This window comes from Sporosarcina aquimarina, from assembly GCF_023715615.1.
Classification (GTDB): domain Bacteria; phylum Bacillota; class Bacilli; order Bacillales_A; family Planococcaceae; genus Sporosarcina; species Sporosarcina aquimarina_A.
Genome location: NZ_JAMBOM010000001.1, coordinates 198,471 through 221,661, shown reverse-complemented (window position 1 = coordinate 221,661; position 23,191 = coordinate 198,471). Strand labels below are relative to the sequence as shown.

At 45.4% G+C, this 23,191-nt stretch carries 18 protein-coding genes; 1 reads left to right on the top strand and 17 read right to left on the bottom strand.

Annotation, left to right across the window (positions count from 1 at the left end; genetic code table 11):
* Positions 1–24: 24 nt before the first annotated feature.
* The 7 genes from rpmE to M3197_RS01030 all read right to left on the bottom strand — a co-directional run bounded on the left by rpmE (position 25) and on the right by M3197_RS01030 (position 7,025).
* Positions 25–237: a 50S ribosomal protein L31 gene (gene rpmE / locus M3197_RS01060; protein WP_025785581.1), complete on the bottom strand. Its 213-nt coding sequence runs from the start codon at positions 235–237 to the stop codon at positions 25–27.
* A gap of 939 nt (positions 238–1,176) precedes the next feature.
* A complete protein-coding gene (rho, locus tag M3197_RS01055; RefSeq protein WP_251658165.1) occupies positions 1,177–2,460 on the bottom strand; it encodes a transcription termination factor Rho in 1,284 nt (427 codons plus the stop codon).
* Between the two features lie 112 nt (positions 2,461–2,572).
* A complete protein-coding gene (gene glpX / locus M3197_RS01050) occupies positions 2,573–3,538 on the bottom strand; it encodes a class II fructose-bisphosphatase (protein WP_251658164.1) in 966 nt (321 codons plus the stop codon).
* A 98-nt stretch (positions 3,539–3,636) separates the two neighbouring features.
* Entirely contained in the window at positions 3,637–4,920 is a 1,284-nt protein-coding gene (gene murA / locus M3197_RS01045; protein WP_251658163.1) for a UDP-N-acetylglucosamine 1-carboxyvinyltransferase, read from the bottom strand.
* 19 nt (positions 4,921–4,939) lie between these two features.
* Complete coding sequence (fsa, locus tag M3197_RS01040; RefSeq protein ID WP_025785577.1) at positions 4,940–5,587, bottom strand: fructose-6-phosphate aldolase; 648 nt, start codon at positions 5,585–5,587, stop codon at positions 4,940–4,942.
* A gap of 106 nt (positions 5,588–5,693) precedes the next feature.
* A complete protein-coding gene (locus M3197_RS01035) occupies positions 5,694–6,551 on the bottom strand; it encodes a class II fructose-bisphosphate aldolase (RefSeq protein ID WP_251658162.1) in 858 nt (285 codons plus the stop codon).
* 111 nt (positions 6,552–6,662) lie between these two features.
* Positions 6,663–7,025 (bottom strand): response regulator, encoded by a 363-nt coding sequence (locus M3197_RS01030; RefSeq protein WP_251658161.1) that lies wholly within the window; start codon positions 7,023–7,025, stop codon positions 6,663–6,665.
* Positions 7,026–7,176: 151 nt separating this feature from the next.
* Between M3197_RS01030 and M3197_RS01025 the strand changes: the two genes are divergently transcribed.
* Positions 7,177–7,692, top strand: a complete 516-nt coding sequence (locus tag M3197_RS01025) for a DUF2529 family protein (RefSeq protein WP_251658160.1) — start codon at positions 7,177–7,179, stop codon at positions 7,690–7,692.
* Positions 7,693–7,997: 305 nt separating this feature from the next.
* Here the strand turns inward: M3197_RS01025 and pyrG are convergent, their stop codons facing one another.
* From pyrG to M3197_RS00975, 10 genes are all read right to left on the bottom strand, one after another.
* The gene (gene pyrG / locus M3197_RS01020; RefSeq protein ID WP_251658159.1) at positions 7,998–9,599 is read right to left on the bottom strand and encodes a CTP synthase; all 1,602 of its coding nucleotides are present in this window, start codon (positions 9,597–9,599) and stop codon (positions 7,998–8,000) included.
* A gap of 182 nt (positions 9,600–9,781) precedes the next feature.
* Positions 9,782–10,339, bottom strand: coding sequence for a DNA-directed RNA polymerase subunit delta (gene rpoE / locus M3197_RS01015; protein ID WP_251658158.1), 558 nt, complete (start codon positions 10,337–10,339; stop codon positions 9,782–9,784).
* Positions 10,340–10,390: 51 nt separating this feature from the next.
* Positions 10,391–10,558: a hypothetical protein gene (locus M3197_RS01010; protein WP_251658157.1), complete on the bottom strand. Its 168-nt coding sequence runs from the start codon at positions 10,556–10,558 to the stop codon at positions 10,391–10,393.
* A 457-nt stretch (positions 10,559–11,015) separates the two neighbouring features.
* Positions 11,016–14,285 carry a fused isobutyryl-CoA mutase/GTPase IcmF gene (gene icmF / locus M3197_RS01005; protein WP_251658156.1) on the bottom strand — a complete coding sequence of 1,090 codons (3,270 nt, stop codon included), beginning with the start codon at positions 14,283–14,285 and terminating at the stop codon, positions 11,016–11,018.
* Positions 14,286–14,327: 42 nt separating this feature from the next.
* The gene (locus M3197_RS01000; protein WP_251658155.1) at positions 14,328–14,960 is read right to left on the bottom strand and encodes a TetR/AcrR family transcriptional regulator; all 633 of its coding nucleotides are present in this window, start codon (positions 14,958–14,960) and stop codon (positions 14,328–14,330) included.
* Between the two features lie 15 nt (positions 14,961–14,975).
* Positions 14,976–16,115 carry an acyl-CoA dehydrogenase gene (locus tag M3197_RS00995; RefSeq protein ID WP_251658154.1) on the bottom strand — a complete coding sequence of 380 codons (1,140 nt, stop codon included), beginning with the start codon at positions 16,113–16,115 and terminating at the stop codon, positions 14,976–14,978.
* A 519-nt stretch (positions 16,116–16,634) separates the two neighbouring features.
* A complete protein-coding gene (locus M3197_RS00990; RefSeq protein ID WP_251658153.1) occupies positions 16,635–17,771 on the bottom strand; it encodes an acyl-CoA dehydrogenase in 1,137 nt (378 codons plus the stop codon).
* A 14-nt stretch (positions 17,772–17,785) separates the two neighbouring features.
* On the bottom strand, positions 17,786–18,637 hold the full coding sequence (locus M3197_RS00985) for a 3-hydroxybutyryl-CoA dehydrogenase (RefSeq protein ID WP_251658152.1): 852 nt from the start codon (positions 18,635–18,637) through the stop codon (positions 17,786–17,788).
* A 457-nt stretch (positions 18,638–19,094) separates the two neighbouring features.
* Positions 19,095–20,288: an acetyl-CoA C-acetyltransferase gene (locus M3197_RS00980; RefSeq protein WP_251658151.1), complete on the bottom strand. Its 1,194-nt coding sequence runs from the start codon at positions 20,286–20,288 to the stop codon at positions 19,095–19,097.
* Positions 20,289–20,478: 190 nt separating this feature from the next.
* The gene (locus M3197_RS00975) at positions 20,479–22,629 is read right to left on the bottom strand and encodes a (Fe-S)-binding protein (RefSeq protein WP_251658150.1); all 2,151 of its coding nucleotides are present in this window, start codon (positions 22,627–22,629) and stop codon (positions 20,479–20,481) included.
* Positions 22,630–23,191: the final 562 nt, after the last annotated feature.

Genomic DNA, 23,191 nt, shown 5'->3' with positions numbered 1-23,191 from the left:
CGGACGGGAATTGGAAAGCCGTTCTTACTTGCCTTCTTCTTTGAGGCCATATTTCTTGTTGAAGCGGTCGACGCGGCCGTCCGCTGCAGCAAATTTCTGGCGTCCAGTGTAGAATGGGTGGCATTCTGAACAAACTTCTACTTTAATGTCTTCTTTGACAGAACCTGTTTCGAATGTGTTACCACATGAACATGAAACAGTTGATAGTTTGTAATCTGGGTGAATTCCTACTTTCATCGGTCTCTCTCCTCTCGCCCTGAACCATCTAGTACAGAGTTTTTATTCTGGTTAGCTTGCGCCTTCCCAGTAAAAGACAGATGCCTTACACGACCCGTGTATGTCAGTCGTATATGAATCATATGAGTTAATCTTATCAAATTGTGTAGATGTGTGCAAGGTTTTTGTTTGGGAAATTTGGTGAGTACACGGGGTTAATTCCCGCTACAGTTGGATGCTTTCTACAGGGTTGTTCTGCACTTCAGACGGACTTTTTCCGAAGGGAACGGCTTTAGCTGATTCCTTTGCCTTGCTCAGTCCACGGTCTTCAGCTCGCTCTAATCCCTTCGGAGTCGCCGGCTTTCGTTTCGAGCAACGGATATTGGTTAGCTCGACCTATCGCTTTAAGCAAAGGATTCGCATCGGGTATTTCATTGCGCAGGTGTTGCTAGTGAAGCTCAGCTTTTATTTGTTAAAGTCGCATTTTGCGTTCCCTTCCGCTTCAGGGTAGTCTTTGTTAACGATAAAAATCTTCATACATAGGGATTCGCTCATAAATCTCGGAAAATGATCATAAAAACGGGATTCTGCTCATAAACGCGAGAAAGTGATCATAAATTCCGGATTCTGCTCATAACTCCAGAAAAATGATCATAAACCCAAAATAGTGATCATAAATCTCGAAAAACGCTCATAACATTGTCGGCGAAAGCTTGTATCTGCAAATTTCCGTGCTGCATAGATAAAAACAGGCAGCCATCTATCGGCGGCCTGTTCTTTTGTTATTATTTAGCTATCAAAACGCCTGTCGAGGCTGGATAGCCGCCTACGCTTTTGTTTTCATCCAGCTCCGGCGGCTAGTCCCTCGGGGTCGTTTCGGTCTTTCCATAAAGGCAAAGTGCGCCTTTTCGGAATGACCTCCAACGCCTGTCGAGACTATCCCAGCCGCCTACGCTTTTGTTATAGCAATCCTTTTCCGTTTCTTTGGTTTTTCATGTCGCCGTTAAGCTTTTCAAAGAATTCGGCGTTGGATTTGGATTGACGGAGTTTCTTTAGGAAACGTTCTCCGAAATCTGCGGAATCGGAAAATGTTTTTCGGATTGCCCATAATTTTTCGAGTTGGTTTGCAGGGACGAGGAGTTCTTCTTTCCGTGTTCCTGAACGACGAATGTCGATGGCCGGGAAGATTCTGCGCTCTGCGAGTGTGCGATCCAAGTGCAGTTCCATGTTGCCGGTTCCTTTGAATTCCTCGTAGATGACCTCATCCATTCTTGAGCCTGTGTCGATAAGAGCTGTTGCGAGAATGGTCAAGCTACCGCCTTCTTCTAAATTACGCGCTGCACCGAAGAATCGTTTCGGACGGTGGAATGCCGCTGGGTCGATCCCTCCGGACAACGTACGTCCGCTTGGTGGAATAATGAGGTTATAAGCACGTGCAAGACGTGTGATAGAGTCCATGAGAATGACAACATCTCGTTTATGTTCGACAAGTCGCATCGCGCGCTCCAATACCAATTCTGCCACTTTCACATGGTTTTCAGGGACTTCATCGAATGTGGAACTAACGACATCCGCATTCACTGAGCGCTCGATGTCCGTTACTTCTTCTGGACGTTCGTCAATGAGTAGGACGATAAGTTCTGTATCAGGATGGTTTGTAGTAATTGCATTTGCAATTTCTTTTAGCAACATCGTTTTACCCGCTTTTGGCGGTGCTACGATCAGGCCACGCTGACCGAAACCTACTGGAGAGACTAAGTCCATGATTCTTGTGGATAGATTGCTTGAATCTGTTTCCAAATTAATATGACGCGTTGGATAAAGCGGTGTCAATGCAGGGAAGTGAACGCGTTCTCTTGCGACTTCAGGGTTTTGTCCGTTGACCGCTTCAACTTGCAAGAGACCGTAGTAGCGCTCGTTCTCTTTTGGCGGACGTACCTTTCCCGTGACCTTGTCCCCGTTTCGTAAGTCGAATCGACGGATTTGGGAAGCTGAAATGTAAATATCTTCGGAACTTGATGAGTAGTTAATCGGACGTAAGAAGCCATATCCTTCAGATTGAATGATTTCTAGTACGCCTTCCATGAAGAAGAAGCCTTCTTGTTCCGCGCGTGATTTCAATATGGAAAAGATGAGTTCTTTTTTAGTCAGTTTGCTGTAATAGCTAATTTTATATTCCTTGGCAAGTGCATAAAGCTCTTTGAGCGTCATGTTTTCCAAGTCAGCTAGGGTTATCATTGTCATTATTGGCACCACTCTTTTAAAGTTTAGGGTAAGTATTTTTGGGGGTGCAGCGGTTGGCTGCAGGGGTACAAAAGAATTGCCCGGCTTGATGTGCCGGGCAGTTTGAGGTCGTTCAGTCTTTCATTACAAGATGAGGTTTTTTGTCCATGCTATGTCGTCCTTCTACAAAACGAATTGTACCAGACTTCGAGCGCATAACGAGTGAATGCGTTTTAGAGTGGCCACCTGTGAATTGTACACCACGAAGGAGCTCGCCATCAGTTACACCTGTTGCTGCAAAGATTGCGTCGTCCCCTTTCACGAGGTCGTCCATGTAAAGGACTTTGTCCACATCGATGCCCATTTTCACGCAACGCTCGCGTTCAGCATCATTCATAGGAATGAGTTTCCCTTGGATCTCTCCTCCAAGACATTTCAAACCGACTGCCGAAATAACACCTTCAGGAGCTCCACCGAGTCCGAAGAGGATGTCTACGCCAGTACCTTCGAATGCTGTGTTAATTGCACCTGCTACATCTCCGTCGTTGATAAGCTTGATACGAGCACCCGCCGCACGGATTTCTTCGATAATTGGTGCATGTCGCTCACGATTCAAGACCGTTGCAGTGACTTCGTTCAGTTTCTTGTTTTTCGCTTTTGCAACAGCATTCAAGTTGTCAGTAACTGACGCGTTGATGTCAATTTTACCGACACACTCAGGACCCACTGCAATTTTGTCCATGTACATATCAGGAGCATTCAGGAGATTTCCTTTGTCCGCGATAGCGATGACCGCGAGTGCATTCCAGCCACCCGAGGCTACGATGTTTGTCCCTTCAAGTGGATCGACTGCAACGTCAACAAAAGGTCCCTGGCCCGTTCCAAGCTCTTCTCCAATGTACAACATTGGCGCCTCGTCCATTTCACCTTCACCAATTACAACAACACCTTGCATCGGAATTGTATCAAATACCGTACGCATTGCTGTTGTTGCTGCGTCATCCGCTTCGTTTTTCAAACCTCGTCCCATCCAGTGCGATGCGGCAACTGCCGCCGCCTCTGTCACACGTACAAGTTCCATCGATAAACTGCGTTCCATCTCTAGAATTCCTCCCGTTTTCTGCAAGTTGCAGATTGTGTAACTGTCTCAATCGTTCACTCTATTATAGCACACGTTTGAATGAGCACTAAACTGTTTTATGAATTGCTTTGAGCGTCGTCTTCATCAGGAACTTCCACTTTTTGAATGGATGCACCAAGACCGTGCAGTTTTCCGATTAATCCACCATAGCCTCGTTCAATATGTGAGATGCCTTGAATTTCAGTTTCGCCTTCAGCAATCAATCCAGCGATAACTAGCGAAGCACCTGCACGCAAATCACTAGCTTTCACTTTTGCAGCATGGAGCGGTGTAGGGCCATGAATAATCGCAGAACGTCCTTCGACCTTACTACTTGCGTTCATTCTACGAAGTTCATCAATCTGCTTGAACCGTGCCGAATAGATCGTATCCGTTAGCATGGATGCTCCATCCGCTTGCGTGGATAGTACACAAAACGGCTGTTGCAAGTCCGTTGGAAACCCAGGGTAAACGAGCGTTTTTACGTCAACCGCTTTGAGCTCCTTCGTTTTAGGAATGAAAATCTTTTCTTCCTCTTCTTCCACAACCACGCCCATTTCACGGAGTTTCGCTGTTACGGCTTCCACGTGAAGTGGAATAACGTTCTCGATTGTGACACCCTCTCCAGCAGCTGCTGCCATAATCATGAACGTCCCTGCTTCGATACGGTCGGGAATGATGGTGTGACGTGTACCGTTTAAGCGCTCAACACCTTCGATTCTAATCACGTTGGTACCTGCCCCTTTAATGTTGGCACCCATGTTGGATAGCAAGGTTGCAACGTCAATAATTTCGGGCTCTTTTGCTGCATTTTCAATGACGGTTTTCCCTTTAGCGAGAACCGCAGCAAGCATGATATTGATCGTTGCGCCAACGCTGACGATATCCAGGTAGATCTTAGCACCCTTCAGTTCATCTGCACGCAAGTAGATTGCACCATGTTCGTTGGTGACTTTGGCTCCAAGTGCTTCAAATCCTTTAATGTGCTGATCAATCGGACGGGGTCCTAAATGACAACCACCAGGTAATCCGATGACAGCCTTTTTGAATTTCCCGAGCATGGCACCCATTAAGTAATACGAGGCACGTAACTTTTTCACGTTTCCATTCGGAAGCGGCATGGAAATCATTTCAGAAGGGTCGATCGTCATCGTTCCATCTTGAAAATCTACGTTGCCTCCGATATCTTCGAGCAAGTTCTGTAACGTATGGACATCGGAAATTTCGGGCAGTCCTTCTATCGTAACTGGGGAATCTGCTAAAATGGACGCAGGAATAAGTGCAACTGCACTGTTTTTCGCTCCGCTAACTTTAATGCTTCCCTTTAGAGGGGTGCCGCCTTGTATTTTATATACTTCCATTTCAATCTCCTTTACACAATCACTTGTTGTCGCGGGCTTCCCAATCCTTCAAGAATTGTTCAATCCCTTTGTCTGTCAGTGGATGGCTGAACAGTTGCTGCAATACTTTAAATGGAACTGTTGAGATATGAGCACCTGCAAGTGCACCATTTGTAATTTGTTGTGGGCTACGAATTGATGCTGCAATAATTTCCGTGTCAATGTTATGGATCGTAAAGATATCCGCAATTGTTTCGATCAACGCTAAACCATCTTGACCGATATCATCAAGTCTACCAATGAATGGAGACACATATGTAGCTCCAGCACGCGCTGCCATCAATGCTTGGTTCGCACTGAAGATCAGCGTTACATTCGTCTTGATGCCTTCAGCTGCGAATACCGAACATGCTTTTAAGCCTTCAGGAGTCATTGGCAATTTTACAGTAATATTCGGTGCGATGGCTGCAAGTTCACGACCTTCTTTAATCATGCCTTCAGCATCGAGTGCAATAACTTCCGCACTTACTGAACCTGGAACAAGTGCCGTAATTTCTTTTAACCGATCGTGGAAAGAGATATTTTCTTTCGCTACGAGTGAAGGGTTTGTTGTTACCCCCGACAAAATCCCCCAACTGTGGGCTTCTTTAATTTCTTCAAAATTTGCTGTATCGATGAAAAATTTCATAATCCGTGCTCCTCCTTAAATTTGAAAAGGAGGAGATTCATCCGTTTCCGGAATGTCTCCCCCTATAGGTATTGTCTAGTCATTTACGCAAGAAACGCTCAGTAGGTTACGCTTTTTGGGAGCTACCGAATTCACGCATTTTCTCCACAACTGTTGCTTGAATCGCTTCACGCATAGGTGCGAGGAATTTACGTGGATCGTAAACTTCTGAGTCCGCCGCTAGCACTTCACGTACTTTCTTCGTTCCTTGAATTTGGTTTTCTGTGTTTACGTTAATTTTAGATGTTCCAAGTGATATGGAACGTTGGATGTCTTTCGTCGGAATTCCAGTTCCACCATGTAAGACGAGTGGGAGATCCGATTGGTTCGAAATCTCTTCCATTTCCTTGAATCCAAGGTTCGGTTCGCCTTTATATGGGCCATGTACAGAGCCAAGTGCAGGTGCGAGGCAATCGATATTCGTTTCATCGACAAGACGTTTACACTCTGCAGGGTCCGCGTACATGACGCCTTCTGAGATTGTGTCGTCTTCCTGACCACCAACTAGACCAAGTTCCGCTTCAACGGAAACGTTTTTAGGATGTGCATATTCCACAACTTGCTTTGTGATCGCAATGTTTTCCTCGATAGGTTTTGCAGAAGCATCTATCATGACCGATGTGAATCCAGCGTCAATTGCTTCCTTACACTTTTCAAGACTCGAACCATGATCTAGATGAATTGCAACTGGTACTGTGATTTTGTAGTCATGCATAAGACCTTTAACCATGTGAACGACTGTTGTGAAACCACCCATGTAACGTGCTGCGCCTTCAGATACACCTAGGATAACTGGGGAATTTTCACTTTGAGCCGCTTGCAAGATCGCTTGCGTGTACTCCAAGTTGTTCAAGTTGAATTGCCCGATTGCATATCCTTCACGTTTACCTTTAATCATCATTTCTTTCATTGATACGAGTGCCATGTGCAGTTCCTCCTTCGAATATGGAAACGGATCGCGTTCGATTTATTTTTTGATGTATTCCACTTTCATCATATCAAAAAAGACGGACCACTTCCACTTAGGAAGCAGACTCTACGTTTCCCTTAACAAATGATTAATGGTATGTCTCACTTGGTGGATGTCGAATGGTTTCGTGAAATAGTGGTCAGCCTGATGGTGCGCTTCCGAATCAGAAGCTTCTATTACGTCATATGCTGTCATCATGACAACTGGTAGATTTGGTCTGTCACTCTTTATTTGTCTCAGGACTTCATCCCCATTCATTCCGGGCATTTTCATGTCTAATAGGATGCAGTCCGGTTCGTCGTTCACCACGCGAAGTAACGCCTCTTTACCAGTTGCGGCAAGGACGGTTTCATAACCTTCTTTTTTGAAGACTTCATTGAGTAACAGACGAATACCAGCTTGGTCATCTACAATTAACAACTTTTTCAAACTGTCCACTCCTTTAAATATATAGTCACTATTTTAGTCCGAACTAAATAAGTTTGAATATTAATAGTAATTTGACAAAAAGGTAATAAATCCTGCTTTTATCGCTAAATGATTTCTAATTCACTATACTACTACTTATGGAGGTGGAGTTATGAAAATGTTAACGACACAAATTGCAGGTCTCTTGCAACGGATTGCAACGAACCACGAAGAGGAGATTGAAGACACTGCGAGACTGCTTGCACAGGCAGCTGTTGGTGATGGTCGTGTGGTATTGGTAGGAGTAAAAGAATTGAATGGTATTGTGATTAATGCATTAGAAGGAGCTGAACCTTTTACTAACGCGACTCAGTTTTCTAGGGATCTTGAATTAGGTACTATGGATCGTGTTTGGCTGTTTACACGGAACTCGGTCGATGTAGATGCTCTTGAAATCGCTAGAGATTTAGCAAAACAAAATGTCGCATTTGCAGTTGTGGCATCAGAGAAAGCAACTGTAGAGAATGAACTATCAGAGCTCGCAGATATCTATATTTCCACAGGAATTTCCAAAGGCTTGTTGCCAAACGATGAAGGTGGACGCGTCGTGGAACCCCACTTGCTTGCTTCATTATTTATTTACGAAGCCGTGAAGCTTTCTTATGATGAAATGTTAATGGATCTGTAATAGGGTTTAATATATGTTAGGAGATTCCAACTCAAGTTTGTGAGGTTTTCCGACTTGCTTGAGCGGATTCGGCTTTGCTTGAGCGGTTTTCCCACTTGCTTGAGCAGTTTCTGGCACGCTTGAGCGGATTTCTAACTTGCTTGATCGAATTCAGCTTTGCTTGAGCGGTTTCCCGACTTGCTTGAGCGGATTCCAGGCACGCTTGAGCGGATCTCTTACTTGTTTGATCAAACATGTCTCTTCCTAATATCAATTCATGAAAAAACTCCCTATTCAATGACGCGGAATAGGGAGTTTTGTTTTCATTACTTTTGGTGAGCAAGTGCAGCTTCCACAAAGCTCTTGATAAGTGGTTGCGGAGCTGTTGGACGTGATACGAACTCTGGGTGGAACTGGCATCCAATGAAGAACGGATGACTTGGTACTTCGATAATTTCTACAAGGCGCTCGTCCGGGCTAATTCCTGAAATGACCATGCCTGCGTCTTCAAACTGCTTTTGATAAGCAGTGTTGAATTCGTAACGATGACGATGACGCTCTTCAACGAGTTCTTTTCCATATGCTTCATATGCTTTTGAACCTTTTTTAACTTCGCATGGATAGCTTCCTAGTCGCAATGTACTTTCGTCTTCGCGTCCGTTGCGATAATCCGGGTGCAACAAGAAAATTGGATCCTTCGTATGTGCATCGAATTCTACGGAATGTGCATGTCCAAGCCCCATCACGTCACGTGCATATTCAACTGCTGAGAGTTGCATACCAAGTCCTGTCCCGAGGAATGGAAGATCATTTTTACGTGCGTAAGCAATCGCATGGATCATTCCATCTACGCCGCGCTCTCCGAAACCAGCTGGTACAAGCAAGCCATCGACGTCTGCTAGCAATTCTGCTACGTTTTCAGCAGTTACCTCTTCAGAATTAATCCACTTAATGTCAATATCTGCATCGAACGCATACCCTGCATGGTACATAGCTTCTACAAGTGAAATGTACGCATCTTGCAATTCTACGTATTTTCCAACGAGTGCAACGCGAACTGTTTTCGATAGGTTTTTCACGAGACTGACGAGTTTTTTTACTTCGTCCATTTCTGGTTGCTTCACATCTAAACCAAGGTAATCGACAACGATATCGTCCATCTTTTGTTCATGCAAACGAAGTGGTACTTCATACAATGTTTCTGCATCTCTCGCTTCGATGACTTCTTCCGGCTTAATGTTGCAGAACAACGAAATTTTATCTTTCATTTCCTGTGGAATTGGGTGTTCACTTCGCAACACAATCATATTCGGCTGGATTCCTAGGCTACGTAGCTCTTTCACACTGTGCTGTGTAGGCTTCGTTTTCATTTCTCCTGCAGCTTTCAAATAAGGAACGAGTGTATTGTGGATGTACATAACATCGTTTTTCCCTAGATCCGTTTTCATTTGACGGATGGCTTCAAGGTACGGTAAGGATTCAAAGTCACCAACGCTGCCACCGATTTCTGTAATCACGACGTCTGCATGCATTTCTTGTCCTGCACGCTTAATGAGTGTCTTAATTTCGTTCGTGATGTGTGGAATAACCTGAACAGTTGCCCCATTATACTCGCCATTCCGCTCTTTTTGGAGAACAAGTGAATACACTTTCCCCATCGTGATATTAGAATATTGGTTGAGATCGATGTCGATAAAACGCTCATAGTGACCGATATCGAGATCTGTTTCTGCTCCGTCTTGTGTGACAAACACTTCGCCATGCTGAAGTGGGCTCATCATAGTCGGATCAATATTAATATATGGATCGAATTTCTGCATCGTCACTTGTAATCCACGATTTTTAAGAAGTCTACCTAGTGATGCTGCATTTATGCCTTTTCCGAGTGAGGAAACGACACCGCCTGTAATGAATATATATTTCGTCATGAATGATTCCTCCAATGTGTGTAGTAGTCGGGAAAAGCTAATTTCTATATGGTGCAATAACGAAAAAACGCCCCTGCTGCAGTATTCTCTGCAGAAGGAGCGCTTAAACATCCGTTCGTTTGTCCTTTAAAAAGGAGCCCAATTAGATTGTATAGCGGATAACTTTAGAAGTCAAGGAATGATTATAATTCTTCTTCCTCGTCCTCTTCTTCCTCATCATCTTCGTCTTCTTCATCTAAGTCGATGTCTTCATCAGGAATGATTTCAAGACCCTCTGCAGGATCTTCGACTTCGTCTTCGTCAGAATCCACTTCATCGTCGTCATCTAAGTCTTTTTCATCGCCGAGCTCTTCATAGTCTTCTTCGAAGATTTCATCATCGTCCAAGTCATCTAGATCTTCCAACTCTTCATCGTCATCATCGTCAGAAGCTTTTTTCTTTTTCTTACGAGTTTTAACGACTGGTGCCGTTTCTTCTTCAATCTGGTCAACTGGATACCATTCACGAAGTGCCCATCCGCCGTCGTTCATAGCCATGAAACGTCCGTCGATGTTGATGTCTGTGTAAAATTGGGGAAGGCGTTCTTCCATTTCTTTTTTGCTGATGCCTGTAAGACTACGGATTTCATCCATTAGTTTTTGAAATGTAATAGGTTCGCGACGATCTTCAAAAATCGCAAAGGTAATATCGATTAATGATTCCTCTTGTAGTTGTTCTTTTGTCATGTTTTTATAATCCATGAGATGCACGCCCTTTCTGAAGCTTTTTTCATGTATTCCACTGGTGCTTTGTTACTGGATTTTTCTATTCGTGCGGAAACGCTTGAATTCTTTCCAACTGATCACGAGTAAGTAGACGGCCGCGAGCAGGAAGGGAACTGCACCAAATCCTTCTCCGTAGAGGAGATAGGTTAGTACGATTAGTAAGATTATGATAACAAGATGAAGTGCCATCTTCAACTTCCGCACCCCTTTTCGGCCATTCTTTATAGTATACTCGGGTTTTGGGTTTAAAATCCACTGAAATTCATTTTGTTTGTGAATAAATTCATATGGGGGAGTTTGAACGGTGTTAATAATGTTCGCACCGATTTCAAACGGCGTTGATCTACACTACTGGTGCGCGCTTTCTAAGAGGCTTGAATACACCCTCGTGTCATCAGGACGTTGGTCATGCCACCTTTGAGACTGGCCGTTGCGAACTTAGGTTGCCACAATTCGTCTCGCGTCTTGTGGGGTCTTCATTCTTCACTTGTCCCCCAGGAATCGCCACCATTCGCTTAGTTTAACGGATATTACAGATATTTAGCTTATGCTTTTGGAGTTTTAGATGCCGTGTATCTAATTCTAGCATTTCATAAGAAAACGCACTAAATAGAGCGAGGAGATTTTCCCCGCTCTATTTTTAGTACGCTTATTACATATTACGACGGTACTGGCCGCCTACTTCATATAGGGCGTTGGTGATTTGACCGAGGCTTGCGACTTTTACAGTATCCATGAGGGCCTCGAAGATGTTGCCGCCTGAGATGGCGAGTTGTTTTAAGTCTGCGAGTGCTTGTTCTGACTCGCTGCTGTGAGCGGTTTGGAACGTGCGCAAGTTGTTAATTTGTGTTTCTTTTTCTTCTTGTGTTGCGCGTGCGAGTTCCATGCTGTCGATGTCTTCTTCAGACGGCGGATTCGGGTTCAAGTAAGTGTTAACACCGATGATCGGGAGTTCGCCCGAGTGTTTCTTCATCTCATACAGCATGGATTCTTCTTGAATTTTGCCTCGTTGGTACTGAGTTTCCATTGAACCAAGGACACCGCCACGGTCATTGAGTTTGTCGAATTCTTGAAGGACTGCTTCTTCGACAAGGTCCGTCAGTTCTTCCGCAATGAATGATCCTTGTAGAGGGTTTTCGTTCTTTGAAAGTCCGTGTTCTTTTGTAATGATCATTTGGATCGCCATCGCACGACGCACAGATTCTTCAGTAGGTGTCGTGATTGCTTCGTCATACGCATTTGTATGGAGTGAGTTACAGTTATCTTGCAACGCCATAAGGGCTTGCAGTGTTGTACGAATATCATTGAAATCGATTTCTTGGGCATGGAGCGATCGACCTGACGTCTGAACGTGATATTTCAGCTTTTGACTACGGTCGTTCGCACCGTACTTTTCACGCATCGCAACTGCCCAAATGCGACGTGCAACGCGACCGATGACTGTGTACTCTGGATCGAGACCGTTCGAGAAGAAAAACGATAAGTTAGGTGCGAAGTCATCGATGTTCATCCCACGGCTCAAGTAATATTCGACGTACGTAAAGCCGTTTGCTAGTGTAAATGCAAGTTGCGAAATCGGATTTGCACCGGCTTCTGCAATATGATAGCCCGAGATGGAAACAGAGTAATAATTACGTACTTTTTTGTTAATGAAATACTGCTGAATATCCCCCATCATTCGAAGTGCAAACTCTGTCGAGAAGATACACGTATTTTGCCCTTGGTCTTCTTTTAGAATATCGGCTTGCACCGTTCCACGGACTACTTTCAACGTCGCTTCCCGGACTTCCGTAAATTCATCCACGGATAAGGCGCGACCAAGTTCTTCTTCCTGCTTCTTCACTTGCTGATCAATCGCAGTGTTCATGAACATCGCTAGGATAATTGGTGCTGGACCGTTGATCGTCATCGAAACGGAAGTCGATGGCGCACACAGATCAAATCCAGCGTAGAGCTTTTTCATATCTTCAAGCGTACAAATGTTAACGCCAGATTCCCCTACTTTCCCGTAAATGTCCGGGCGTTCGTCAGGATCTTCTCCGTAAAGTGTTACTGAGTCGAAGGCTGTGGATAGACGTTTTGCATCGTCGTCTTTCGACAAGTAATGGAACCGTCGATTGGTGCGTTCCGGAGTTCCTTCTCCCGCGAACTGCCGTTTCGGATCTTCCCCTTCCCGTTTGAATGGGAACACACCTGCTGTATACGGGTATGAGCCAGGCACGTTTTCTTTGTAGACCCAACGAATAATTTCGCCGTAGTCTTTGAACTTCGGCAACGCGACTTTCGGGATTTTCAATCCGGATAAACTCTTGGTCGTGAGTGCTGTCCGGAGTTCTTTATCACGGATTTTCGTGACAAATTCGTCTTGTGCATACGATTCTTTCAACGTGTTCCAGTTATCCAGAATGCGTCTAGATTCAGCGGTCATCTCGTCGCGCACATTGTCATGAAGCATTTCAAGAGATTTCACGAGTGCATCTTCAGGTGACTTTTCTCGCACTTCTGAGAGTGCTCCTTCGAGCTGATACATCCTCGTTGCAAGGTGGGCTTGCTGTTCTGCGTGTTTATGATAACCACGGACCGTCGTTGCGATTTCACGTAAATATTGCAGACGGTAGTTCGGAATGATGACGTTTTGTTTTTGGGTTTTCACGAATTCCGTGTAAGACGTCGTCCAGTCGCTTCCACATTTTTTATTCAGCGTATCTACAATCGCAGCGAATAACGTATTCGTCCCTTTGTCATTGAATTGGCTCGCGATTGTACCGTAGACAGGCATCGAATCCAACGATTTATCAAACAAAAGGCGGCTGCGTTGGTACTGTTTCTGAACTTGGCTCAATGCATCTTCTGAGCCTTTTCGTTCAAATTTGTTAATAGCGATCAAGTCTGCAAAGTCGATCATGTCGATCTTCTCGAGTTGTGAAGGTGCCCCGAATTCGCTCGTCATTACGTACATTGATACGTCAGAGACTTCGTCAATTTCTGCGTCCCCTTGCCCGATACCGCTCGTTTCCACGATGATCAAGTCATAGCCCGCCACCTTGACGATATCCAGCACGTCTTTCAATGCACCGGAAAGTTCCGTGCGCGATCCACGTGTTGCAAGACTGCGCATGAAGACGCGCTTATTAAAGATTGCATTCATCCGAATCCGGTCGCCTAAAAGCGCTCCACCCGTTTTCTGTTTTGTGGGGTCAATGGATAGAATTGCGACTTTTCGGTCCGGTAATTCATGAAGGAATCTGCGGATTAATTCATCCGTTAGAGAACTTTTTCCGGCTCCCCCTGTCCCCGTTATTCCGAGAACCGGCGTTCCTTTGGAGAGTTCACGCGCGCGATTTAGTAGAGTCGTGGCTTTCTCGTCTTGATCGGCATAATGCTCTTCTGCATACGTAATAAGGTTCGCAAGCAGTTCAGGTTTTGTCGTTTCTACTTGCTCCAAGTAAGCCATTTCATCCTTCACTTCGGTCGCGTAGTCACACTCTTCGACCATGCGATTGATCATCCCTTGGAGGCCGAGTTTGCGACCGTCTTCAGGGGAGAAGATCCAAGCGATGCCGTATTGGTGCAACTCTTTAATTTCTTTCGGGATTATGACGCCGCCTCCACCGCCATAGATTTTAATATGACCTGCACCGCGTTCCTTCAACAAGTCGTACATGTATTTGAAGTACTCGACGTGCCCACCTTGGTACGATGAAATCGCGATTCCTTGGACGTCTTCCTGGATCGCCGCGTTCACGACTTCTTCCACAGAACGGTTGTGTCCGAGGTGAATCACTTCTGCACCCGTCGATTGTAAAATGCGTCGCATAATGTTAATGCTCGCATCGTGTCCGTCAAATAGACTTGACGCTGTTACAAATCGCACGTGATGTGTTGGTTTGTAAATCTCTTGTTGCGTTTCAGCTGTTGCCATATTCGTGCACCCCTTTTGCTTTGTTTTCCATTTCCCCAATCATTAACTGCTGGCAGGTTTCACTAATCCGTTCAGTAACTGGTCGGTTTGAAATTCAATATAGCCGTCTAATGTATACATCTGTTTCAGTTCCCATCTGCGGAATGCCCACATTTGTCCTTGGATAACGATGTGATGTGCTGCAAGTCCGATGCTTCTTTCCGTGATGCGGAGCTCCCCAGCATCTGCGCATGCGCGAAGTAGTGTTTCAAATAAACCTGTCATACCACGTTCTTTTTCCAGCACATATTCGAGTGCGTTTTTCGGTAACGATTTCGATTCTTGATACATGACGACGAATTCATCAGACAAATCATCGATGAGCCTGTAATAGACGTCGATTGCACGGGTGAGTCCGTCAATGGTCGCTTCTTCGTCCGCGATTCCCGAAAGACGATGCTGTACTTCGTTGTAAATCGTGTCACAGACGAGGTACAGCACATCTTCTTTCGTACGAATGTACTCATAGAGCGTGCCGATACTGAATCCTGCTTCTTTTGCAATTTCACGTGTCGTGGAACGATGAAATCCTTTTTGTTTGAACAACCGGACGGCGCCTTGAATAATCTGGTTACGCCGTTTTTCGATTAAATCGCCATCTTTTACAGACGACTTTACTTGGTGTTTCAGTTCCATCATCTGGCCCCCTTTTTACTTCGTCAGCATACGGGAGATGACGAGTCGTTGCACTTCTTGTGTACCTTCATAGATTTGCGTGATTTTTGCATCGCGCATATAGCGCTCGACTGGATAGTCTTTCGTATAACCATATCCTCCATAGACTTGAACCGCTTCTGTTGTGACCTTCATCGCTGTATCGCCTGCCATGAGTTTCGCCATTGCGGATGCTTTTCCGTATGGGAGGTTGTTGGACTCAAGCCATGCAGCTTGATATGTGAGTAAACGAGACGCTTCTGTCGCTGTCGCCATGTCTGCAAGTTTGAAACCGATTCCTTGGTTCGCAGCGATTGGCTTTCCAAATTGCACACGTTCTTTCGCGTAACCCACCGCAGCATCTACTGCGCCTTGAGCAATCCCGACTGCTTGTGCAGCAATTCCGTTCCGTCCTCCATCGAGGGTTTTCATCGCGATGATGAAGCCTTGACCTTCTTCACCGAGCATGTTTTCTTTTGGTACACGGCAGTTGTCAAAGATGATTTCTGTTGTTGGTGATGAACGAATGCCGAGCTTTTTCTCTTTTTTCCCGACAGAGAAGCCTGGATAATCGGCTTCAACGATAAATGCCGTTGTCCCTTTGTGCTTCGAGTCTGCATCTGTTACCGCAAAGACGATGTAGATGTCAGCGATGCCTCCGTTTGTGATGAAAATCTTGGAGCCGTTCAGAATATAGTCGTCGCCATCTAGTTTCGCGGTTGTTTTCATGCCGCCCGCATCAGATCCCGAACCTGGTTCAGTGAGTCCATATGCACCAATTTTCGTACCTTCTGCCATCGGGCGGAGATATTTCTGCTTTTGTTCTTCCGTACCATATTTAAATACTGGCCATCCCGCGAGTGACGTATGGGCAGAGAGTGTGACGCCTGTTGACGCACAGACGCGTGACAGTTCTTCGACTGCGATAACGTATGCGAGGTAATCGCTGCCGATGCCACCGTATTCTTCTGGCCACGGAATTCCAGTGAGGCCGAGTTCCGCCATCTTTTTGAATAAATCCATGTCGAAGCGTTCTTCTTCGTCACGTTCACCTGCAGTCGGTGCGACCTCGTTCTCTGCAAAGTCGCGGACCATTTTTCGGATCATTTCGTGTTCTTCTGAAAGTGTAAAGTTCATGATGAGTTCCTCTTTTCTATTGGATTCGTTGCTTGCTTGATTACATTTCCGCTTGCTTGAGCGGATTCACGGCTCGCTTGATCACTTTTCCGCTTGCTTGAGCGGATTCGCGGCTCGCTTGATCACATTTCCGCTTGTTTGAGCGGTTTCATGGCTCGCTTGATCACTTTTCTGCTTGCTTGAGCGGATTCGCGGCTCGCTTGATCACTTTTCTGCTTGCTTGAGCGGATTCGCGGCTCGCTTGATCACTTTTCCGCTTGCTTGAGCGGATTCACGGCTCGCTTGATCACTTTTCCGCTTGCTTGAGCGGATTCGCGACTCGCTTGATCACTTTTCCTCGTGCTTGAGCGCATTCACGGCTCGCTTGATCACTTTCCCGCTTGCTTGAGCGGATTGCTTCTCGCTTGATCACTTTCCCGCTTGTTTGAGGAGATTGCTTCTCGCTTGATCAGACTTTTTTATTTGAAGAAGATAGCCAGCCAGGTTTGATGACCACTGTAACCCTCACTGGCCACCTCGTTACTTCGTAAGATTTTTGGAAATTACGATGCGTTGGATTTCGCTGGTACCCTCGTAGATTTGAGTAACTTTTGCGTCACGGAAGTAGCGCTCAACGGGATAGTCTTTCGTGTAGCCATAGCCACCGAATACTTGGACAGCTTCGATTGCGTTGTCCATCGCCGTTTGAGAGGCGAATAGTTTAGCCATGGATGCTTCTTGTGCGCATGATTTGCCTTCAGCGCGAAGTTGAGCTGCTCGGTAAACGAGTAAACGCGCGGCTTCTGTAGCGGTTGCCATATCTGCAATTTTGAAGCCGATCCCTTGATTTGCAGCAATTGGTTTGCCGAATTGGACACGTTCTTTTGCATAGTCAGTAGCAGCTTCGAGTGCGGCTTCTGCGATGCCAAGTGCTTGTGCCGCGATGCCGATTCGTCCGACATCGAGGTTTGCCATCGCGATTTTGAAGCCTGCATTTTCCTCACCCAGCAAGTTCGCTTCAGGTACAAACATGTCTTCAAATGTTAACTGGACGGTACGAGAGCCGTGCATACCCATTTTGTCTTCATTTTTTCCGATAATTAATCCTGGAGTCTCACCATCTACGATGAAAGCCGAAATGCCATATGATCCTTTAGATGGGTCCGTTGCGGCGAAAACAATGTAAACGTCCGCTTCCCCACCATTTGTGATGAACACTTTGGAGCCGTTCAGGACGTAACCGCCGTCCTTTTTCACAGCACGTGTTTTCAGGGAGCCTGCGTCTGACCCCGATGCAGGTTCTGTCAGACAAAATGCCCCGAGTAATTCGCCAGCTGCCATTCTTTTCAAATATCGTTCTTTCTGTTCTTCTGTTCCGAAGTATAGAATCGGATTGGTACCGACGGATGTATGTACGGAAAGAATGACTCCGACCGTTGCGTGCACTTTGGAAAGTTCGTGGATGGCACTGATGTACGAGACGAAATCCATACCAGCGCCACCGTACTCTTCAGGAACGGTAATTCCCATGAGTCCGAGTTCGCCCATCTTTTTGAGGATTTCTGTCGGGAATTCATCCGCCTCCAAATTTGGTATAAATGGCTCGATTTCTGCTTTAGCAAAATCCTTTACCAGTTTGCGCATCATCTGTTGTTCTTCGGTGAAATGAAAATCCATAAGTTAGTCCCCTTTTATGAGTACGAGTAGAAGCCCCGTCCTGATTTTTTGCCAAGCCATCCAGCATTTACGTATTTACGAAGTAATGCACACGGACGATATTTCGGATCGCCATAGCCTTCTTGCAACGTTTCCATAATGTAAAGGCATGTATCGAGTCCGATGAAATCTGCGAGTTGAAGTGGTCCCATTGGGTGGTTCATCCCGAGTTTCATCACCTCGTCAATCGCTTCTTTTGTTGCCACACCTTCTTGGAGTGTGAAAATCGCTTCATTGATCATCGGCATAAGGACACGGTTTGCGACGAATCCCGGATAGTCGTTCACTTCCACAGGTACTTTTCCAAGTTTGTTCGTCATGTCTTCGACAGCTTGATACACCACGTCTGATGTGGATAAACCACGAATGATTTCGACGAGTTTCATCACCGGTACCGGGTTCATATAATGCATGCCGATGACGTGTTCCGGACGTTTCGTTGCTGCAGCGATTTCAGTGATTGGGAGTGACGATGTATTTGTTGCAAGAATTGTGTGAGACGGTGCGATTTCGTCTAGTTGTTTGAAGATGGATTTTTTAATGTCCATGTTTTCTACAGCTGCTTCGATGACGATATCGACGTTTTTAGCATCATTGATATCAAGTGATTTCGTAATGCGCCCGAGGATCGCTTGTTTCTCGTCCTCTGTCATACGCTGTTTTTCAACGTTACGAGTTAGGTTTTTCTCGATAACTTTGATGCCTTTTGCATATGATTCTTCTTTGACATCATTGAGGGTCACATTGAATCCTGCTTGTGCGCAGACTTGCGCAATGCCACCACCCATTTGCCCAGCGCCGATTACCATTACGTTTTGAATGTTCATGTATATTCATCCTTTCAGTGTCGTGTTTTTTGGTAATGCAAGCTTTTCAAGGTTCAGATGAAATTCTGTTACTCTGGCATCCTCGAAATGCTCATAAACCACCGCACGCGGCGGAATCCAATTGCTCACAAACTTCACCCTGTCGCGCCAAGTGCTTTATACCAATCAAAACCAAGATTAATTGGTGTGCTTCGCTTTGCGAAGCATTTACTGTAGAGAGGAGAAGACATTTGGCTCCTTCATTGAATTCAATACTTTCCACTCGCGGAGATTGTGATCATTAATCTCAAATTCCGCTCATAAACGCTAGAATATGATCATAAATCTGCAATTGCGCTCATCAATCTCAAAATGTGATCATAAAACCACAAAGTTGCTCATAAACCCCGAATTGTGATCATAAACTCCGAATTCCGCTCATTAACTTCCCGCGCGACAGGTTTGCTCGCCTTGCTATTTATTGTTTAGGAACTTCAATCATAATCGCGTCGCCTTGGCCACCACCGGAGCAAATCGCTGCAACTCCGATTCCGCCACCACGGCGTTTGAGTTCGTAAGCAAGTGTCAAAATGATTCTTGCACCGCTCGCACCGATTGGATGACCGAGGGCAACTGCACCGCCGTTGACGTTCACTTTTTCTGGATCGAGTTTCGCAATATCTGAACTTGCGAGCGCAACAACTGCGAATGCTTCATTGATTTCAAATAGGTCGATGTCTTCAATCGATTTCCCTGTTTTCTCTAGGATTTCATTAATGACGAGTCCTGGTGTTTGAGGGAAGTTTTCAGGTTCGACTGCAATTTCTGCGTGTCCAATAACCGTTGCGAGTATGTTTTTACCTTCTCGCGCTGCTCGTTCGTCACTCATCAATACGAGTGCACATGCACCATCGTTTACACCAGGTGCGTTCCCAGCAGTGACAGATCCGTCTTTACCGAATGCCGGGCGAAGTTTCGCCAACACTTCGAGTGACGTATCTTTTCGTGGCGCTTCGTCTGTGTTCACGACGATTGGATCACCTTTCCGTTGCGGAATTTCAACGGGTGTGATTTCTTCCTCGAATATGCCTTTTTCCATCGCAGCTACAGCGCGTTGATGACTACGCAACGCCCACTCATCTTGACGTTCACGCGTCACGTTGAATGCTTCTGCTGTTGAATTTCCGAACGTGCCCATGTGCACATTACCGGGTGAAAATGAATCAGAAAGTCCGTCATAGATCATGCCATCTACGAGTGTTGCATCACCCATGCGTAAGCCGAAACGACCTTTTGGCAAGTAGTACGGTGCGTTTGACATCGACTCCATGCCACCTGCAACGATAACTTCTTCGTCTCCAAGTCGGATCAGCTGATCGCCGAGCGTCACACTACGCATACCGGATGCACAAACTTTGTTAATCGTTTCTGTTTTCACTTTCCATGGGAGGCCAGCTTTTGTCGCCGCTTGTCTAGATGGAATCTGTCCTTGCCCTGCTTGTAAGACAGTTCCAAAAATCACTTCGTCTACATCAGTTGCTTCGACACCCGAGCGGTCCAGGGCAGATTTAATCGCTGCTCCTCCTAAATCACTTGCAGTGAGGGTTTGTAGTGAACCTCCCATTTTTCCAAAAGCAGTTCGTGCGCCGTCAATCAATACTGTTTTAATCATTCTCATCATCCTCCCGTTTTTTGATAGCGTTTACATTTCGGGTTGCAAGGAGCGACTGAACGCTCGCTCGATAAGGTTCCATTAAAAAGGGGAAGCACTGATGCTCCCCCACTGTTTGATTTGTTCCAACATTCTGTTCTGTTCAACTGTTTTAATTGTAGGACAAATCTGTCAGTCTTGCAAACTTTTTTCACTGTAAAACAGGTTCAAGTTCTGACTCTGATCCGTCTGCAATTCCTTCACCGAACACAGAGCGTTCGAGAAGTTCTGCAATATCGTACGTACCGACTTTTTCTTCCACTTCAATCGCTTTTGTTCCGTCGGACAACATTGTTAAGCAATACGGACATCCCGAAGAAATAATTCCTGGTGTTACTTCCATCGCTTGCTCCGTTCGAGCGACGTTGATGCGATGTCCAGCGTCTTCTTCCATCCACATGAGCCCTCCACCTGCACCACAGCACATGCCGTCTTGACGGTTTCGTTTCATCTCAACCAAGTTAACACCAGGAATCGATTTCAGAATTTCGCGTGGTGCATCGTAAACGTCATTATAACGACCGAGGTAACACGAATCGTGGAACGTGATCGTTTCATCGATTGCGTGATGCGGTTTCAAACGCCCTTGCTCGACAAGTTCATGGAGCAGCTCAGTATGGTGATAAACTTCAGCAGTGAAGCCAAAGTCTGGATATTCGTTTTTGAAAATGTTGAATGCGTGCGGGTCAATCGTGACAATCTTTTTCACTTCCGCTTTTTCGAATTCAGCGATGTTAGCAGTCGCGAGCTCTTGGAATAAGAATTCGTTTCCGAGACGACGCGGTGTGTCACCGGAGTTCTTTTCTTTGTTACCAAGAATTGCGAAGGAAACCCCTGCTTCGTTCAACAAGTGAGCGAAGGACAACGCGATTTTTTGTGAACGGTTGTCGAATGCTCCCATTGAGCCGACCCATAGCAAGTATTCGAAGGATTCGTCTGCTTTTTTCAGTTCTTTCACAGTAGGAATCTTAAGGTCCGGACGTGCGTCACGCCAGTTCTCTTTCTCTTTACGGTTCAGTCCCCATGGATTTCCTTGGCGTTCGATGTTTGTCATCGCACGTTGTGCATCCGCATCCATTTTACCTTCCGTCATGACGAGGTAACGGCGAAGGTCGATGATTTTATCAACATGTTCGTTCATAACTGGACATTGGTCCTCGCAGTTACGGCACGTTGTACATGCCCAAATTTCTTCTTCCGTGATGACATCGCCAATCAATGATGGATTGTAAATATCGTCCATTGTTGCCCCTTCAAGACCAGCAGCAAGTGCGATCTGATTGCCTTTTGTGTGACCAAACATGAACGAAGGCACCCAAGGCTTCTGTTTCGTTGTCATTGCACCTGTGTTCGTCAAGTTATCGCGTAGTTTTGTGATTAAGTCCATCGGTGACAGCATTTTCCCTGTTCCCGTGGCTGGACACATATTCGTACAGCGACCACATTCCACGCATGCATACAAGTCGATCATTTGAAGTTGAGTGAAGTCCGTAATTTTGCCCACGCCAAGTGTTGGCATTTCGTCTTCATCTTCAATTTCTTCGAGCGCTTCAAAATCGATTGGCGCAAGCTTTCCACGACGGTCGAAACGCATCATGTACGTATTGACTGGACCTGCAATCAAGTGCGCGTGCTTCGATTGCGGTACATACACGAGGAATGTGAGCAATGTCAGCAAGTGAATCCACCATGCAACGAAGAAAATTACCGCAGCAGCGGTAGGCGATAGGAAATTGAAAACGGTTGCAATTCCTGACGCCATCGGTTCTGTCCACGTCGTTGTGTGGCCGTGCCAGATCATATTCATGCCGTTTGCAACGAGTGTAGAAATCATAAGCGAACCGATGAAGATGAGGACAAGCCCAGATTTCCAACCACGCTTCAAGCGTGTTAGTTTTTCCATGTAACGACGGTAGAATGCCCAAACAACCGCTACAAGTATGACCGCAACAACAATCTCCTGGAAGAATGTGAAGAATGGATAGATCGGTCCAAACGGTAAGTGTGAATCCGGTTTCAATCCTTTCCATATCAGGTCGATTGCTCCGAATTGAACGAGCAGGAACCCATAGAAAAACATAACGTGGATGGAACCACTCTTTTTATCTTTCAATAGTTTCTTTTGACCAAATACGTTCACCCATACTTCTTTCAAGCGTTTCTGTACATTGTTATCAAAGTCTTCTTTTTGTCCAAGTCGGATGAATTGCGTGCGTGTTTTGAGTAAGTATGTAAACAACGCGAGCCCATACGCGACAATTCCTAGGAATAAAACCCAATTGGCGATTAATAAAGGTGTCATGTTGTCCTCCCCTTTTTTTGTATGTAGTGAATGTTCTTACTAGTCTAGATGAATTGAGGCAATTTGTCGATGCGTTATTTACTAGTTTAAGATATGAATGAGCATTCAGTCAATGAAAATTTAGAAATGACGATGAATTCTGATGAAGTAATCATTGAACGCGACGGGGATAGGCTTGAGTGAACGGATTACCTTGCATGCGCTTCGTGGAGAATGAAGTTTAAGAGCATTTTTAAACATTTATGATCACATTCAGGGGTTTATGAGCATTTTGGAAGGCTTATGATCACTAACTTGTGCTTATGATCACTCTCGGGATTTTATGAGCACTTTTTAGAATTAATGATCACTTTTCAAGATTTATGAGCGCCTGCCACCATTCTTGGGCGCACCTAAAGATTTAAATACTCACGCAGCACAGTGGATTTCGCTCACTCAAGTGAAAGTTTGCACTAAACAAGCGAAGCGCTACCAATCAATCCTTTGAACTGCAATCTGTTGTCATGGAATTATACTAAAGAAAGTATGAAATTATGTAAGAGCACCCAATAGATTGAGTGCC